A 15,698-nucleotide genomic window follows, 5' to 3' on the forward strand; every position below is an offset into this window, starting at 1 on the left:
GACCTCTTCAGAAAGAGAAATTTTTCAATGCTTCGGGCATGCCTTGCGCCATCGCCTGCTGTTCCTTGGCGGCGTAAGTCGCGGCATCCCACACTTCGAAATGGCTGCCCATGCCGAGCAGCATGACTTCCTTGTCGAGCATGGCTGCACTGCGCAGCTCTGGCGCGATCAGCACCCGGCCTGCGCCGTCCATTTCCACGTCGGCGGCGTTGCCCAGGAAGATGCGCTTCCACCAGTGCGCATCCATCGGCAGCGCTGCAATGCGCGTGCGGAAGGTTTCCCACTCGGGCCGGGGAAACAGCAGCAGGCAGCCATCCGGGTGCTTGGTAAGCGTCACCCGGCCCTCGGCCTGCTGTTGCAGCGCCTCGCGGTGCCTGGACGGAATGGACATCCGCCCCTTGGCATCCAGCGACAGCGCCGATGCTCCCTGAAACAAGCTCGCCCCCGGTTACTGCCCGCTGCCGGTGACCCCTGGCGGCTGGCAATCGCGTGAATTCGGCTGTTTCCGACTGTGACGAAATGATCCCACGGTCGGTTCGCAATTTCACACAAAAATACACTTCCTCACACTATTTCCCACTTTAGAGGAAGCAATTTGGGCGGTCAAGGCTGCTTGCAGGGCAGCAAACGAGATTTTTCGAATCAGAACAATGACTTAGCGCGCACACCTCACGCACCGTGAAAGTGAATCCTTAATGAAATGAACATCTTAGGGAGGAAAGCAGAGAAACCACCTGAGAACTGCGGGAGGAGGACTGCCGGCGGCGGCGGGAACGACTGTCCCGCAACCCGAGGGAAGGATACAACAATCGCCCGCCAGCGCCTGAAAATCAAGGGCGGGCGGGCAACCGCGAGCGCGCGGCCATAAGGCCGGGCGCTCGGACCCAGCGCGTCAGATGCGGTAGGCCGCGGTGGTCATCACGCGCGAGGCACCACGCATCAGCGCACGCACCGGCGCGGGCAACGGGATGCCACCGGCATCGCGCGCGGCATCGCCATGGCGGATCTCGTCGTCGCGCATCTGCTCGAGGATGGCGCGCGAGCGGCCGTCAGCTCCAGGCAGGCGGTCCAGGTGGCCGCCGAGATGGTGCTCGACCTGGCGCTCGGTCTCGGCCACGAAGCCGAGACTGACCTTGTCGCCGGCGCGGCCGGCGACAAAGCCGATCGCAAACGCGCCGGCGTACCACAGCGGGTTGAGCAGGCTCGGCCGCGAACCCAGTTCGCGCAGCCGCTCGGCGCACCAGGCCAGGTGGTCCTCTTCTTCGCGCGCGGCGGCATCCATCTGCGCGCGCACCGTCGCGTTGCGCGCGGTCAGCTTCTGCGCCTGGTACAGGGCCTGGGCGCAAACCTCGCCGACATGGTTGATGCGCATCAGCCCGGCCACGTGGCGCCGCTCTTCGGCGCTCATCTGTTCGGTGTCCGGTGCCAGCTGGTCGGCCGGGTTGGCGCGCGCGGAGCGGGTTGCCCCGGCAACGGCGCGCAGTGCCACGTCGAATTCTTTGATCAGGGTGTCCATGTCGCGGATGCGGATTGATCTTCTGGCTCCCAAGGCCCCGCCATGGTGGGGTACGCGCTGCCGGCGCGGCCCGCTACGACCGCCATCGGGATTACCCGCATTGTAGCTTGCCTCTAATTCGCGCCATCCCGCGCCACGCCTTGCATTGATGCGGCACGCTACTCAGAAACCCTGAGTTGTTAAAACCAGACAAGGGGGTTGCGCCCGAATGGTGAACGAAAAGTTGTTTGTTACAGTACTTCGCAACTTCTAAGGAAGTTTGACGCAGGGGGGATGGAGACCAACAGGAGGTTCCCCCGGGCCGTCACCAATAATTCTTACAGTGGAGATCAACGAGCATGAAGAAATCGCTTCTGGCGCTGGCAGCGCTTGGCGCATTTACCGGGGCGGCGCAGGCCCAATCGAGCGTCACGCTCTACGGTGTGGTGGATGCCAACATCGAGTACGTGAGCAATATGTCGAGCGTCACGCCGTCAGCGGCCAACGGATTCGCAACGGGCCCGTCGGAGAACCTCTTCCGCATGTCGTCCGGCGGCCTGTCCGGTTCGCGTTGGGGCCTGCGCGGCGTGGAAGACCTGGGCAGCGGCCTGAAAGCCTTGTTCGTGCTCGAAAGCGGTTTCGGCCTCGATGATGGCCGCTCGCAGCAAGGCGGCCGCCTCTTCGGCCGTCAGGCTTATGTCGGCCTGGAAAGCGCCCAGGCGGGCCGCGTGACCTTCGGTCGTCAGTACACCTCGCTGTTCGACATGATGGCCAACTTCTCGCCGACCGGCTATGCCACTCAGTATGAGCCGGTGGTGGCGCAGCTGGGCCTGAACTTCCGCTCGGACAACACCGCCAAGTACACGGGCAAGTTCGGTCCGGTGACCGCGGTCGCCCACTGGTCGTTCGGCAATGGCGTCGCCGGCGGCGGCGAAGTCCCGGGCCAGTTCCGCCGCGACACCGGCTACGGTGCAGGCGTGTCGTGGGCAGCCGGCCCGTTCGGCATCAGCGGCGCGTATGACCAGTACAACCCGACCCTGAACGCCGCCGGCGGCACTGGGGAATTCAAGAAGGCCGCGGTCGCTGCCAGCTATGCCTTTGGCCCGGCCAAGCTGATGGCCGGCTATCGCTGGGGCATGAGCAAGGCGCCGAACGACAATACGATCCTGAAGGACAACTACTACTGGGTCGGCGGCAACTACCAGGTCACCCCGGCACTGGGCCTGACGCTCGCGTACTACTACGACGACGTCAAGAACTTCAACCCGGCCGCCACCGGCGCCACCAACAACATCAAGAACCCCTGGCAGATCTCGTTCATCGCCGACTACAACCTGTCCAAGCGCACCGACGTGTACCTGACCACGGCCTTCTCGAAGAACGCCGGCCTGAACTTCGACACCTCGGCGATCAGCTTCGCCAATGGTTACTTCCTGGGTACCGGCGAAGACAAGATGATTGGCGCCGCCATCGGCATCCGCCACAAGTTCTGATCGCCAGCCTCACCGGCCGATCGATCAAAGGCACCTGCGGGTGCCTTTTTTTTTCATTGGGGGCGAGTGGCGCCTGCCGCATAGGGCATCACCCCATCGGCGCGCCGATTCCCGCCAACTAGAATGCACTGACCATGCCACCGCCCGGCAACACGAGGCGGCTACAACAGGAGACCACGCATGCAACCCCTTCGCCGGCGCGCCGTCGCGCTGTTGCTGTCCGCCAGCCTTGCCGCGCTCGCCAGTCCCGCGGCACTGGCCGCCGATCCGTATCCGACCAAGCCGATCCGCCTGGTCGTGCCATTCGCCGCCGGCGGCACCACCGATATCCTGGCCCGAGCTGTCGCCGCGGAGCTGGCCAAGCTGCCCGGCTGGAACGTGGTCGTGGACAACAAACCCGGCGCGGGCGGCAATATCGGCGCCGATATCGTCGCCAAGGCGGCGCCGGACGGCTATACGCTGCTGATGGGCACGGTCGGCACCCACGGCATCAACCAGTCGCTGTACGGCAAGCTGCCGTTCGACCCCATCAAGGACTTTGCCCCCATCGCCGAAGTCGCGGCGGTGCCGAACGTCCTGGTGGTCAACCCGGCGTTTGCGCAGCAGAACAAGATCGACAGCGTCAAGGACCTGATCGCCTACGCGCGCGCCAACCCGGGCAAGCTGAACATGGCGTCCAGCGGCAACGGCACCTCGATCCACCTGGCAGGCGAGCTGTTCAAGACGCAGACCAAGACCTTCATGGTCCATTTCCCGTACAAGGGCAGCGGGCCGGCGCTGACCGACCTGACCGGCGGCACCATGCAGGTGATGTTCGACAACCTGCCCTCGTCGATGGCGCTGATCAAGGCCGGCAAGCTCAAGGCGCTGGCCGTGACCAGCGCCAAACCCTCGCCGGCGCTGCCGGGCGTGCCGACCATCGCGCAGGCGGCCGGCCTGCCGCAGTACGAGGCCAGTTCCTGGTTCGGCATGCTGGCACCCGCCGGGACACCGCCGGACATCATCCACCGCATCCAGCAGGAAGTGGCCAAGGCGCTCGGCGCGCCCGCGGTGCGCGAACGCCTGCAGGCACAGGGCGCCGAACCGGTCGGCAACACGCCGGAGCAGTTCGCCGCGCTGATCCGCGCCGAAACCGCCAAATGGGCCAAGGTGGTCAAGGATTCAGGCGCCAAGGTGGATTGATGGCGGTTTGACCGCCGGCAGGGCGACCGTCCGCATCGCGCATATACTTGAGGCATCAAATGTTGGCTGCCGGTCCCGCTCCGGCAGCCGCTGGCGGCGTTCGCCGCACACCCGCGCACCGTTGCACTGAAGATGCCAAACCTGTCCCCTGCCGCCGGCGCCGAGACCGCGCCGGTCGACCTTGAAACCCGTGCCGACCAGACCGAGCACGAAGACCTGCGGCTGTGGCTGCGGCTGCTGACCTGCACCAACCTGATCGAAGGCGACATCCGCTCGCGGCTGCGGCAGGAATTTGCCTGCACGCTGCCGCGCTTCGACCTGATGGCCCAGCTCGACCGCCACCCCGAAGGGCTGAAGATGGGCGAGCTGTCGCGCCGCATGATGGTCACCGGCGGCAACGTCACCGGCATCACTGACCAGTTGCAGCAGGAAGGCCTTGTCTCGCGCGAGGCGCTGCCCACCGACCGCCGCGCCTACCTGATCCGCCTGACGCCGGCCGGACGCGCGGCATTCTCGCGCATGGCGCGCGCGCATGAGGACTGGATCGGGCAACTGTTTTCGGGTCTGGCCGAAACCGACCGGCGCGCGCTGTTCCGACTACTCGGCAGGCTCAAGAATGGCCTGATCTCGCCATGAAGACGCTACCCTACCTCACGCTGTGCGGCCTGCTGCCGCTCATGGCGGCGTGCAGCAGCACGCCGCAACCGCCGCAGGTGACCCCGGTGAACGCCACCATCAAGCTCGGCCGCGTGACCGAGAAGACATTCCTGACGAGGATGGACGTCGCGCAGGTGCCCTACTACGGCAGCGGCACCAGCGTCGGCGTGGGCGCGGCGGGTGGTGGCGGCGGCGGCGGGGTGGGCGTTGGCTTTGCCTTCGACCTGAGCCGACTGTTCAGCCGTCCGGGGCCGGTGCAGCAGATCGACCTGTTCCAGTACAAGGTGCGGACCACGGAAGGAGCGCTCGTATCGGCCAATGCGCCGGCGATAGCGGGGCTGGAGCCTGGCGCGTGCGTGCGGGTGATCTACCTCGACGGAAGCCCGGACCCAAGGCTGGCGCCGTCGAACGAATGCTGAGCCGCTGAAGGCTGCAAGACAAACGGCCCCCGTTGCGGAGGCCGTTTTCGTTTGCGCAGGAACTGGCGCTCAGGCCGCCTTGCGGCTGTCGCGCAGTTCGCGGCGCAGGATCTTGCCGACGTTGGTCTTGGGCAACTCGGTGCGGAACTCCACGTACTTCGGCCGCTTGTAGCCGGTCAGCCGCTCCTTGCAGAACTCGATCACGTCCGCCTCGGTCAGCGCCGGGTCTTGCTTGACCACGAACAGCTTGACCACCTCGCCCGAGTGCGTGTCGGGCACGCCCACAGCGGCCACTTCCAGCACGCCCGGGCACTCGGCCACCACGCCTTCGACTTCGTTCGGGTACACGTTGAAGCCCGACACCAGGATCATGTCCTTTTTGCGGTCAACGATCTTGGTGTAGCCGCGCTCGTCCATCACGCCGATATCGCCGGTCTTGAAGAAGCCGTCAGGGGTCATGACCTTGGCGGTCTCGTCCGGGCGGTTCCAGTAGCCCGCCATCACCTGCGGGCCGCGGATGCAGATCTCGCCCGGCTGGCCCAGCGGCACGTCCTTGCCGTCGTCGTCGCGGATCACCACTTCGGTCGAAGGCAGCGGCATGCCGATGGTGCCGGAGAACGCATTGCTGTCGGTCGGGTTGCAGGTGGCCGACGGCGAGGTCTCGGACAGGCCGTAGCCTTCGATGATCGGGCAGCCGGTCTTGTCCAGCCACTTCTTGGCTACCGCTTCCTGCACCGCCATGCCACCGCCGTTGGCCACGCGCAGGCCGGAGAAATCGACCTTGGCGATCTCCGGGTTGTTGATCAGCGCGTTGTACAGCGTGTTGACCGCCGGGAACATGTGGAACTTGTACTTCTGCAGTTCCTTGATAAAGCCCGGGATATCGCGCGGGTTCGGGATCAGCACGCTCATGCCGCCGCTGCGCATCCCCAGCAGGCAGCAGACCGTCAGCGCAAAGATGTGGTACAGCGGCAGCGCGGTAATGGTGACGATCTGGTCGATATGGCCGCCCTTGGCCAGCGCCGGCTGCATCCAGGCCTCGGACTGCAGCACGTTGGCGACCACGTTACGGTGCAGCAGCACGGCGCCCTTGCTCACGCCGGTAGTGCCGCCGGTGTATTGCAGGAAGGCGATGTCGTCAGGTCCGGTGGTCGCTGGCTGCAGCGTTAGCTTGCTGCCTTCGGCCAGCACGCTGTTGAAGCGCACGCAGTTGGGCAGCTCCCACTCCGGCACCATCTTCTTGACATTGCGCACCACGAAATTGACGATCGCGCCCTTCAGTCCGCCGAGCATGTCGCCCATGGTGGCGACCACCACATGCTTGACCGGGGTGCGGGCCAGCACCTGCTGCAGCGTGGCGGCAAAGTTCTCCAGGATGACAATGGCCTCGGCGCCGCTGTCCTTGAGCTGGTGCTCCAGCTCGCGCGGGGTGTAAAGCGGATTGACGTTGACCACGACGAAGCCGGCGCGCAGCACCGCGGCCAGCACCACCGGATACTGCAGCACGTTCGGCATCATGATCGCCACGCGCGCGCCGGGACGCAGCCCGCGCGACTGCAGCCACGCGGCGAAGCGCGCGGACATCTGGTCGAGTTCGCCGTAGGTGATGGCCTTGTCCATGCAGACGAAGGCCTTGCGGTCGGCATAGGTGCGAAAAGACGCTTCGAGCAGCTGGGCAAGCGTACGAAACTGGCTGGCATCAATCTCGGCGGGTACGCCGGCCGGGTAGTGTTTCAGCCAAATCTTGTCCATAGCACCGTCTCCTGAATTTCTGAATGGTCGTTCGATTTTTCCGAGATGCTAAACGGGCGCCCCGGTTAGAACAACAACTTAGCAACAACTTAGACGAAGTCCTCGGGGACATTGCACGATGCAACGCGCCCCTGACGGGCATTATGCGCCACCGGTGCCGCGGTGGCAGCGGGATAACCCCTAGGACGGTGCGCTCAACCGCCGCTGGGCAGCACCAGCTTCATCATGTTGGTGGCGAGTTCGTGCGCAAGCGCCTCGTCATCCATGCGGCCCGGCTGGTGCCACGTGTACATGAAGCCGACCACGCTGCCGATCGCATGCGCCGTCACGCGCGCATCGCCAAAGGCAAACACGCCCTCGCGCTTGCCCTCTTCCAGCAACGCATACAGGTCGCGGTAGAAGCCGCGCGCCATGATGTCGAGCCACGCCACGGTCTCGGGGCGCAGGTACTGGTTGTCGCGGAAGCTGAGCGTCGCGGGCACGTGGCAGGCGACGCAGCGGCGCGCCATTTCGAGCAGGCAGGCATGCAGGCGCTCGCGCACCGGCAGCGCCGGGTCGGCGGTTTCGCGGATCACGGGCAGGCAGGTCTGCGCCGACTCGCGGCACAGGATGTCGAAGATCTCGTACTTGTCGGTGAAGTAGTAGTAGACCGCCGGCTTGGTCACGCCCAGCGCGCGGCACAGGTCGTTCATGGTCATGCCGGGATAGCCCTTGGTGTAGAAGAGCTGCGCGGCGGTATCCAGGATCTGGCGGCGGCGCGCTTCCTGGCGCTCGGCGATCTGCGCGCGCGCCGGCACGGGCTCGGGCGCGACGTCTTGTGGGTTGGGGCTCGGTACGGTCGACATGATCGCAATTCTCGCATGGCGCCATGGGCGGGAACGGACCAGAATGCGCCGATCGTCAGTTGGTCGCGGCCGCCTTGCCGCTCGCGGTCAGCGTATCGACGCGGGTAGCGGGCGGCGCCAGCCGGCGCAGCGCCGCCTCGCGCTCGGCGGACGGCAGCGCGCCGATGCGGCCGGCTTCGGCATAGAAGCGGCGCCAATCGCCATCGCACTGCGCCAGCAGCGCGGTAAAGGCCGGCACCCACTGCTGGTAGGTCGCCACCGCCGCCAGGTGGGCATTGGTCAGGGGCTGGTCGAACCAGCGGTCATAGCCGCTGTAGTTGCCCCACTCCACCTTGAGCCGCGCGTATTGTTCGCGCATGCCGGCGAAGATCCTGGCCTTGCCCTCGCGCTTGGCTTCGTCGTCCAGCGGCGTCTCGTACAGCGCCGCCAGCCGGTCGCGCGTGCCGAGCAGCAGCGCGCGGAACTGCTGGCGGCGCGCGTCGTACTGGCGATAGCTGGCGCGCGCGTCCTCCGACGCATCCTCGGCCAGCCAGCGCTCCACGCCGGCGGCTTCCACGGCGGTGGCAAAGGACTCGTTGAAGGCGGTGTCGTTGCGCACGTAGACCACCTGGTGCGCCAGTTCGTGGAAGATCAGCCGCGCCAGCTCGCCTTCCGGCAGGTAGACGAAGGTGTTGAGCAGCGGGTCGTCGAAATAGCCCAGCGTCGAATAGGCGGGAACGCCTGCCACGTACGCTTCCAGGCCGTCGCGGCGCAGGCCCTGCGCGTACTGCTCGGCATCGGCCTGCGCGTAGTAGCCGCGGTAGCTGATGCAGCCGACGATCGGGAAGCACCACTTGCGCAGCTCCATCGACAGCTCGGGCGTGGCGAACACGCTCCACACCACGTAGGGCCGGTGCAGGTTGGCGTAGCGGCGGTAGCTGCCGTTGTCGGGCAACTTCAGCTCGCGCGACGCGTAGTCGCGGATGCGGCCGGCCAGCGCCAGCCGTTGCGCCAGGCGCGCGTCGTTGGCGTCGCGCGCGCCGGCAATGGCGTCGTCGAGCGGCTGCGCCTGCGCCATCACGCCGAGGTGGCCGCCGATCGACTGCGCGTAGTAGCTGACGGTTTCGCACCCGGCCGTGAGCAGGGCCAGGGCCGTCATGACCGCCGCCGCCAGGATTGCCGCCCCGCGCCGGCGGCCGGGCCGCGGACCGTGCCGCGCGTTCATGCCGGCTGGACCGCCCCTTCCGTGCAGGCCTCGACCTGCACCAGGCAGTCATAGAATACCGGCGCCCGCCCCAGGTCGGTCAGGCGCTGGCTGGTCAGCTCGTTGGCGTTCTTGCCGTCCGAAGCCAGCTTCTTCCACCAGATCGACAGGCCTACCACCAGCCCGCGCCGGGCGCGGTCGGTCACGCGGGCGCGCGCCAGCATGCTGCCGCGGTCGTTGAAGGCGCGCACCATGGCGCCGTGCACGATGCCGCGCTCGGCGGCGTCGGCCGGGTGGATGTCCAGGTGCGGCTCGCCCTCGGTGGCGCGCAGGCTGTCGACATTGACGAAGGAGCTGTTCAGGAAGTTGCGCGCCGGCGGCGAGATCATCGCCAGCGGGTAGCGCGCCGCAAGTTCCGGCGCGGTCGCCGGGGACTCGTACTGCGGCACGTAGTCAGGCAGCGGGTCGAAGCCGTCGCGCGCCATCGGCTCGGAATAGAACTGGCACTTGCCCGAGTCGGTCGGAAAGCCGCCTTCGGCGAACGGTGCCGGCGCCAGCGCCAGCTTCTGCCAGCCCTGCTCCTTGAGCGATGCCCAGCTGATGCCGGCGGCACGCGCGTCGCCCGGAAGGATCGCCTGCGCGGCGATGTCGTCATCGCTGTCGGCAAAGCACGCCTCGGCAAAGCCCATGCGCAGCGCCAGGCGGCGGAAGATCTCGGTGTTCGGCAGCGCCTCGCCCATCGGCGCGATCGCCGCGTTGTTGGCCAGGAAATAGGTGTGGCCGTAGGCCTTGTGCACGTCGGTGTGCTCCAGCTGCGTGGTGGCCGGCAGCAGGATGTCGGCGTAGTCGGCGGTATCGGTGCGGAAGTGCTCCAGCACCACGGTGAACAGGTCTTCACGCGCAAAGCCTGCGGCCACCTTGCTGGATTCCGGCGCCACCGCGACCGGATTGCTGTTGTAGACCACCACCGCCTCGATCCGCGGTGCACCGGGGGCGGGGTCTGCCAGCAGTGCATCGCCGATGGTGCTCATGTTGACCAGCCGCGGCAGCTTCCCGGGCCAGCCCGGCAGCAGGTCGGGCCGCTGCAGCGCGGCCTCGTTGATCGGGAAGAAGCCCGAGGTCGACAGCTGCAGCCCGCCCGCGGCATGGCGCCACGCGCCCACCAGCGACGGCAGGCACGCCACCGCCCGCACCGCCTGGCCGCCGCCGTGCACGCGCTGCATGCCGTAGTTCAGGCGGATCGCCACCGGCTGGCGCTCGCGTACCGCCAGCTGGCCGTAGAGGCCTGCCAGCCACTCGATGTCTTCAACGGGGATGCCGCAGATCTCGGCCACGCGCGCCGGCGGATAGGACTGGGCGCGCTCGCGCAGTGCCTCGAAGCCCACCGTGTGGCGTTCGATGTAGTCGTGGTCGAGCAGCCCGTCGCGGACCAGCACATGGATCATGCCCAGCGCCAGCGCGCCGTCGGTGCCGGGCATCGGCGCGATATGGCGGTGGCATTTCTCGGCACTCAGCGAGCGGTAGGGATCGATCGCCACCAGCGTGGCGCCGCGGCGCTTGGCTTCCTGCGCACGCGTCCAGAAATGCAGGTTGGAAGCGATCGGGTTGCCGCCCCAGATGATCACCAGCCTGGCATCGGCCACGTGCTCCATGTCCATGCCGACGCTGGCGCCATAGGTGTAGCGCAACGCGGTGGCGCCGGCGCTGGCGCAGATGGTGCGATCCAGCCGCGATGCGCCCAGCTTGTGGAAGAAGCGTGCGGCCATGCTCTCGCCCTGCACCAGCCCCATGGTGCCCGCATAGCTGTATGGCACGATGGCCTGCGGATCGCGCGCGGCGATGGCCTGCAGGCGCGTGGCGATGGTGTCGAGCGCTTCGTCCCAGGAAATCGGCGCGAACTTGCCCTCGCCCTTCCTGCCAATGCGCTTCATCGGCGTCAGCAGGCGGTCGGGATGGTAGGTGCGTTCGGTGTAGCGCGATACCTTGGTGCACAGCACGCCCTGCGTGCCGGGATGGTCCGGATCGCCGGCCACCTTGACGGCGCGGCCGTCCTCGACGGTGACGAGCAAGGCACAGGTGTCGGGGCAGTCATGCGGGCAGGCGGCGCGGACGATGCGGGAAGCCATGGGATCTCCGGGGGCTGGCGGTCTGTCGTTATCTTTCGTTCGGTCGGAACGTGAGGTTTGTGGCGCGGTTTCCGCGGGTCGCGGGCCGGCGCCGCGGCGCGTCCCCGTCCGTGCGGGCGTGAGGAGCCAGGGCGGGGAGTATCTCGATCGGATTGTATTCGATATGATGTGCCGGCGCGCGGCCGGCCCCATGCTGGCAGCGCGCTTGCCGACCAATGCCGGCGCAGACCGGCCCATGGCGGCGAACGGGTAACCGAACCACATTTTGCGGGGGTTTATGTTTTTCCGATCCGGGGTCAAGGGCCGGCTTGCCGGCCTGCTGGTGGCGTGCGCCATCGGCACGTGCGGCGCATCCGGCGCTGCCATCGCCAGCACTGCCATATCCGAAAGCGGCGTCACCGCCGACACCATCCTGCTGGGGCAATCCGCGGCACTGACGGGCCCGGCCAGGTCGCTCGGCAAGCAGATGAACGCGGGCGCGCGACTGTATTTCGACCACATCAACCAGCAGGGCGGCATTTTCGGCCGCAAGATCCGGCTCGAAGTGCTGGACGACTACTACGAGCCCGAGCCTGCCGCCAAGAACACCCGGAAGCTGATCGAGGAAGAGCGCGTCTTCGCGCTGTTCGGCTACGTCGGCACGCCCACCAGCCAGGCAGCGCTGCCGCTGGCGACACAGGCCAGGGTGCCGTTCTTCGGCCCGTACACCGGCGCGCGCTCGGTGCGCGAGCCGCGCAGCCGCTACGTCTTCCATGTCCGCGCCGGCTACAGCGACGAGGCCACGGCGATCCTGCGCCAGATCCAGACCACCGGCCTGAAGCGCGTGGCGGTGGTCTACAACGACGATGCCTATGGCAAGGCCGAACTGGAGGAGCTGGAACGCGCAGTGAAGAGCGCCGCCGACAGCGGCGTGCAGCTGGTTGCGCGCGAAGCCGTGGTCCGCAATACGATGGAAATCGGTGACGCCATGCAGGGCGTGCTCAAGGCCAGCCCGGACACCGTGGTGATGATCAGCGCCTATCGCACCGCTGGCGCCTTCGTCAAGGAAGCGCTGCGCCGCGGCTACAACGGGCAGTTCTATAACGTCTCGTTCGTCGGCACGCAGGCGCTGGCCAACGAGGTCGGCGCGAAAGGCAGCGGCGTGATCATCTCGCAGGTGATGCCGCATCCGGGCAATGCCACGCTGCCGGTGGTGCGCGAATACCTGCGCCTGCTGCAGGCCGCGGGCAAGCCGAACGAGTTCGACTACGCCAGCATCGAAGGCTACATTGCGGCGAAGGCGTTTGCCGAAGGACTGCGCCGCGCGGGCAAGGACCTGACGCGCGAGAAGCTGGTGACCGCGCTGGAATCGATGCGAAGCGTTGACCTGGGCGGCTTCATCGTCAACTTCACGCCGGAGAACCATGTGGGGTCGCGGTTCGTGGAGATGACGGTGATCAATTCGAAGGGGCAGGTGATCCGGTGAGTTTTCCTGCCCGCGCCTGTTTTCTCCCCTCTCCCTCTTGGAGAGGGGAGCAAGGCAGCGGGATTGCGTAAGCCGCCGCGCTACTTCATGTCATTCAAATGACAAGCCGAAAACCGCATCGGCGCAATCTCCTTCAGCGCCGGCTGCTCTTCCTTGCAACGTGGCATCGCATACGGACAGCGCGGATGGAAATGGCACCCCGACGGCGGATTCAACGGTGAGGGAATCTCGCCCTTGATCGCCACATAGGTCTTCTTGCCGACCTCCAGCTTCGGCGCTTCGGCCAGCAGCGCCTGCGTGTAGGGATGGTTCGGCGCGGCGAACACGTCCTCGGTCGGCGCCGACTCCACCACCCGCCCCAGGTACATGATCACGACGCGGTCGCTGATGTGCTTGACCACGCCAAGGTCATGGCTGATGAACAGGTAAGTCAGGTTCAGCTCTTCGCGCAGCCGCATGAACAGGTTCAGCACCTGCGCCTGGATCGATACGTCGAGCGCCGCCACCGACTCGTCGCAGACCAGGAACTCCGGCTTTACCGCCAACGCCCGCGCAATGCCGATGCGCGCGCGCTGCCCGCCCGAGAACTGGTGCGGGAAGCGCCGCAGCACGGTCGGGTCCATGCCGACGCGCACCAGCATGTCCTCGACATAGCCCTTCTGCCCGCCACGGTCGACCATGCCGTGCACCACCGGCGCCTCGCCGATGATATCCAGCACCCGCAGCCGCGGATTGAGCGAGGCGTACGGATCCTGGAAGATCATCTGGATCGCCAGTTGCTTCTCGCGACGCTTGTCCGGCGGCAGGTGGTCGAGGTTGGTGCCGCGCCACAGCCGATCGCCTTCCGTCAGCGTGTGCAGGCCCACGGCCATGCGGCCCAGCGTGGACTTGCCGCAGCCGGATTCGCCCACCAGCCCCACCACCTCGCCGGTGCGGATGCTCAGGTCGACGCGGTCGACCGCATGCACCACCTCTTCGCGCGCATGGGCGCCGAACAGGTTGGCGATGCGCGCGGCGGTGTCGAGCGACTTGACGAAGCGCTTGGACACGCCGCGCAGCTCCAGCAGCGGCGCCGCCGGTGTCTCGCCCGGAGCGGATGCAGTATTTGCCATCGGTCGGGATTGCAGTTCAGTCGTGGTCATGCCGCCTCCTGGTTGGCCAGCACCGGATGGAAGCAGCGCAGGCGGCGGCCGTCGGGAGCGGTCTCCAGCGGCGGCTCGGTCTTGCACGCGGCGGTCGCATACGGGCAGCGCTCGCGGAACGAGCAGCCGCCCGGCAGGTTCAGCAGCGATGGCGTCATGCCGGGGATCTGCCGCAGCGGCGCGCCGCGCGGGTTGCGCGACGGTGCCGATCCGATCAGGCCGTGCGTGTACGGGTGCTCGGGATGTTCCAGCACCTGGCGCACATCGCCGGCTTCGACAATTTTGCCGGCATACATCACGCACACGGTGTCGGCCAGTCCCGCCACCACCGACAGGTCATGTGTGATCCAGATCAGTGCCGTGCCGGATTCGCGGCACAGGGTCTGCATCTCGTAAAGGATCTGGCCCTGGATGGTGACGTCGAGCGCCGTGGTCGGCTCGTCGGCGATGATCAGGTCGGGCTTGTTCAGCAGCGCGATCGCGATCGCCACGCGCTGGCGCATGCCGCCCGAGAACTGGTGCGGATAAGCCAGCAGGCGCTCGTCCGGGGATGGGATGCCGACCCGCGCCAGCGCATTGCGCGCGCGCTCGCGGGCCACCGCCTTACCGACGTTCTCGTGCGCCAGCACCGCCTCGATCATCTGCGTGTCGATGCGCAGGACCGGGTTGAGCGTCATCATCGGGTCCTGGAAGATCATCGCGATGCGGTTGCCGCGCACGTCGCGCTGCTGTGCCGGCGTCAGCGCGCGCAGGTCGCGCGTAATGCCGTCGCGGCTGGTGAGCGCGATGCGCCCGTCGACCACCTTCCCGGGCGGGTCGATCAGGCCCATGATCGAGTAGCCGGTCATCGACTTGCCGGAACCGGACTCGCCCACCAGCCCCATGATCTCGCCGCGGCCCACGGTAAAGGACACGTCGTCGACAGCCTTGGCAATGCCGCCGCGCGTATAGAAATGCGTCTTCAGGTTCTCTACGACCAGCGTAGGTTGTGCCATGTCGGTCTCCCGCGGGTTATTGCGTCTGCAGGCGCGGGTTGAGCACGTCGCGCAACTGGTCGGCCACCAGATTCATCGCCACGATGGTGACCACCAGTGCGATGCCCGGGAAGAAGCTGATCCAGTACTTGCCCGACAGCATGTATTGCTGGCCGTTGGAGATCAGCGAGCCCAGCGACGGCTCCGTGATCGGCACGCCCAGCCCGAGGAACGACAGCGTCGCCTCCAGCGTGATCGCCGACGCCACCTGCAGCGCCGCGATCACGATCAGCGGCGGCAGGCAGTTGGGCAGCAGGTGGCGGAACATGATGCGGCGCGGCGGCAGGCCCAGGCAGGTGGCCGCCTCGATATATTCCTTGCGGCGCTCCACCAGCGCGGCGCTGCGCGTGGTGCGCGCGTAGTAGGCCCACTGCACCGCCACCAGCGCGATCACGATATTGCCCAGCCCAGGGCGCAGGAACGCCAGCAGGATCAGCGCCAGCAGGATCGGCGGGAACGACAGCTGCAGGTCGGCCACGCGCATGATGAAGGCCTCGGTGCGCCCGCCCAGGAAGCCGGCCAGCAGGCCCAGCGTGGCACCCAGCAGCAGCGCAATCACGGTGCTGACCACGCCCACGCCGATGCTGATGCGCAGCCCGTACATCACCGCCGACAGGATGTCGCGCCCCTGCTCGTCCGAGCCGAGCAGGAAGGTCATGCCGGTGCCGGCCTTCTCGCCCGGCGCCAGGCGCGCGTCGAGCACGTCGAGCGTAGCCAGGTCATACGGGTTCTGCGGCGCCAGCCACGGCGCGAGGATCGCAATCAGGATGATGGTGACCAGCGTGGCCAGCCCGGCCACCGCGATCTTGCTGGAAAAGAACTCCGTGGCAAAGCGGCGCCACGGCGATTGTTCGCGCGCGGCCGGCGAAGTCTTGTCTTGCGGTTCAACGGTTGCGGCAGTCATG

Annotated in this window: 14 protein-coding genes; 5 read left to right on the forward strand and 9 right to left on the reverse strand. The window is 67.0% G+C overall.

What is annotated here, in order from left to right; all coding sequences use genetic code 11:
- Positions 1-7: 7 nt before the first annotated feature.
- A complete protein-coding gene (gene mraZ / locus AC5WJ1_RS14865) occupies positions 8-436 on the reverse strand; it encodes a division/cell wall cluster transcriptional repressor MraZ (RefSeq protein ID WP_010814778.1) in 429 nt (142 codons plus the stop codon).
- 456 nt (positions 437-892) lie between these two features.
- The gene (gene coq7 / locus AC5WJ1_RS14870; protein WP_434033375.1) at positions 893-1,516 is read right to left on the reverse strand and encodes a 2-polyprenyl-3-methyl-6-methoxy-1,4-benzoquinone monooxygenase; all 624 of its coding nucleotides are present in this window, start codon (positions 1,514-1,516) and stop codon (positions 893-895) included.
- Positions 1,517-1,854: 338 nt separating this feature from the next.
- Here coq7 and AC5WJ1_RS14875 point away from each other — a divergent pair, with 338 nt between their 5' ends.
- The 4 genes from AC5WJ1_RS14875 to AC5WJ1_RS14890 all read left to right on the forward strand — a co-directional run bounded on the left by AC5WJ1_RS14875 (position 1,855) and on the right by AC5WJ1_RS14890 (position 5,246).
- Positions 1,855-2,988 carry a porin gene (locus AC5WJ1_RS14875; protein ID WP_133097985.1) on the forward strand — a complete coding sequence of 378 codons (1,134 nt, stop codon included), beginning with the start codon at positions 1,855-1,857 and terminating at the stop codon, positions 2,986-2,988.
- A gap of 180 nt (positions 2,989-3,168) precedes the next feature.
- The gene (locus tag AC5WJ1_RS14880; RefSeq protein WP_133097984.1) at positions 3,169-4,170 is read left to right on the forward strand and encodes a tripartite tricarboxylate transporter substrate binding protein; all 1,002 of its coding nucleotides are present in this window, start codon (positions 3,169-3,171) and stop codon (positions 4,168-4,170) included.
- A gap of 132 nt (positions 4,171-4,302) precedes the next feature.
- Positions 4,303-4,806 carry a MarR family winged helix-turn-helix transcriptional regulator gene (locus AC5WJ1_RS14885; RefSeq protein ID WP_494476194.1) on the forward strand — a complete coding sequence of 168 codons (504 nt, stop codon included), beginning with the start codon at positions 4,303-4,305 and terminating at the stop codon, positions 4,804-4,806.
- Complete coding sequence (locus tag AC5WJ1_RS14890; RefSeq protein WP_135705981.1) at positions 4,803-5,246, forward strand: hypothetical protein; 444 nt, start codon at positions 4,803-4,805, stop codon at positions 5,244-5,246. The genes AC5WJ1_RS14885 and AC5WJ1_RS14890 overlap by 4 nt, the downstream gene beginning before the upstream one ends.
- A 69-nt stretch (positions 5,247-5,315) precedes the next feature.
- On the opposite strand, the gene AC5WJ1_RS14895 is transcribed toward AC5WJ1_RS14890, so the two are convergent.
- The 4 genes from AC5WJ1_RS14895 to AC5WJ1_RS14910 all read right to left on the reverse strand — a co-directional run bounded on the left by AC5WJ1_RS14895 (position 5,316) and on the right by AC5WJ1_RS14910 (position 11,152).
- Positions 5,316-6,998: a long-chain fatty acid--CoA ligase gene (locus AC5WJ1_RS14895; protein ID WP_133097981.1), complete on the reverse strand. Its 1,683-nt coding sequence runs from the start codon at positions 6,996-6,998 to the stop codon at positions 5,316-5,318.
- A gap of 194 nt (positions 6,999-7,192) precedes the next feature.
- Entirely contained in the window at positions 7,193-7,843 is a 651-nt protein-coding gene (locus tag AC5WJ1_RS14900; RefSeq protein WP_494476195.1) for a TetR/AcrR family transcriptional regulator, read from the reverse strand.
- 55 nt (positions 7,844-7,898) lie between these two features.
- Positions 7,899-8,981 carry an aminopeptidase gene (locus AC5WJ1_RS14905; protein WP_494476196.1) on the reverse strand — a complete coding sequence of 361 codons (1,083 nt, stop codon included), beginning with the start codon at positions 8,979-8,981 and terminating at the stop codon, positions 7,899-7,901.
- A gap of 62 nt (positions 8,982-9,043) precedes the next feature.
- Entirely contained in the window at positions 9,044-11,152 is a 2,109-nt protein-coding gene (locus tag AC5WJ1_RS14910; protein WP_195431153.1) for a molybdopterin-containing oxidoreductase family protein, read from the reverse strand.
- 277 nt (positions 11,153-11,429) lie between these two features.
- On the opposite strand from AC5WJ1_RS14910, the gene AC5WJ1_RS14915 reads away from it, so the two are divergent.
- Positions 11,430-12,617, forward strand: a complete 1,188-nt coding sequence (locus tag AC5WJ1_RS14915) for an ABC transporter substrate-binding protein (RefSeq protein ID WP_494476197.1) — start codon at positions 11,430-11,432, stop codon at positions 12,615-12,617.
- 80 nt (positions 12,618-12,697) lie between these two features.
- On the opposite strand, the gene AC5WJ1_RS14920 is transcribed toward AC5WJ1_RS14915, so the two are convergent.
- The 3 genes from AC5WJ1_RS14920 to AC5WJ1_RS14930 are packed head-to-tail and all read right to left on the reverse strand — an operon-like array spanning position 12,698 to position 15,697.
- Positions 12,698-13,759, reverse strand: a complete 1,062-nt coding sequence (locus tag AC5WJ1_RS14920; RefSeq protein ID WP_133097976.1) for an ABC transporter ATP-binding protein — start codon at positions 13,757-13,759, stop codon at positions 12,698-12,700.
- Positions 13,756-14,754 carry an ABC transporter ATP-binding protein gene (locus AC5WJ1_RS14925; RefSeq protein WP_029048054.1) on the reverse strand — a complete coding sequence of 333 codons (999 nt, stop codon included), beginning with the start codon at positions 14,752-14,754 and terminating at the stop codon, positions 13,756-13,758. The genes AC5WJ1_RS14920 and AC5WJ1_RS14925 overlap by 4 nt, the downstream gene beginning before the upstream one ends.
- Before the next feature lie 16 nt (positions 14,755-14,770).
- A complete protein-coding gene (locus AC5WJ1_RS14930) occupies positions 14,771-15,697 on the reverse strand; it encodes an ABC transporter permease (protein ID WP_133097975.1) in 927 nt (308 codons plus the stop codon).
- Between the last annotated feature and the right edge of the window lies 1 nt (position 15,698).

The organism is Cupriavidus sp. MEYA8, from assembly GCF_059278825.1.

Excerpts from the sequence above, each read along its gene's own strand:
- coq7 (WP_434033375.1), bottom strand. The coding sequence starts at position 1,516 with ATGGACACCCTGATCAAAGAATTCGACGTGGCACTGCGCGCCGTTGCC.
- AC5WJ1_RS14875 (WP_133097985.1), top strand. The coding sequence starts at position 1,855 with ATGAAGAAATCGCTTCTGGCGCTGGCAGCGCTTGGCGCATTTACCGGG.
- AC5WJ1_RS14880 (WP_133097984.1), top strand. The coding sequence starts at position 3,169 with ATGCAACCCCTTCGCCGGCGCGCCGTCGCGCTGTTGCTGTCCGCCAGC.
- AC5WJ1_RS14885 (WP_494476194.1), top strand. The coding sequence starts at position 4,303 with ATGCCAAACCTGTCCCCTGCCGCCGGCGCCGAGACCGCGCCGGTCGAC.
- AC5WJ1_RS14890 (WP_135705981.1), top strand. The coding sequence starts at position 4,803 with ATGAAGACGCTACCCTACCTCACGCTGTGCGGCCTGCTGCCGCTCATG.
- AC5WJ1_RS14895 (WP_133097981.1), bottom strand. The coding sequence starts at position 6,998 with ATGGACAAGATTTGGCTGAAACACTACCCGGCCGGCGTACCCGCCGAG.
- AC5WJ1_RS14900 (WP_494476195.1), bottom strand. The coding sequence starts at position 7,843 with ATGTCGACCGTACCGAGCCCCAACCCACAAGACGTCGCGCCCGAGCCC.
- AC5WJ1_RS14905 (WP_494476196.1), bottom strand. The coding sequence starts at position 8,981 with ATGACGGCCCTGGCCCTGCTCACGGCCGGGTGCGAAACCGTCAGCTAC.
- AC5WJ1_RS14910 (WP_195431153.1), bottom strand. The coding sequence starts at position 11,152 with ATGGCTTCCCGCATCGTCCGCGCCGCCTGCCCGCATGACTGCCCCGAC.
- AC5WJ1_RS14915 (WP_494476197.1), top strand. The coding sequence starts at position 11,430 with ATGTTTTTCCGATCCGGGGTCAAGGGCCGGCTTGCCGGCCTGCTGGTG.
- AC5WJ1_RS14920 (WP_133097976.1), bottom strand. The coding sequence starts at position 13,759 with ATGACCACGACTGAACTGCAATCCCGACCGATGGCAAATACTGCATCC.
- AC5WJ1_RS14925 (WP_029048054.1), bottom strand. The coding sequence starts at position 14,754 with ATGGCACAACCTACGCTGGTCGTAGAGAACCTGAAGACGCATTTCTAT.
- AC5WJ1_RS14930 (WP_133097975.1), bottom strand. The coding sequence starts at position 15,697 with ATGACTGCCGCAACCGTTGAACCGCAAGACAAGACTTCGCCGGCCGCG.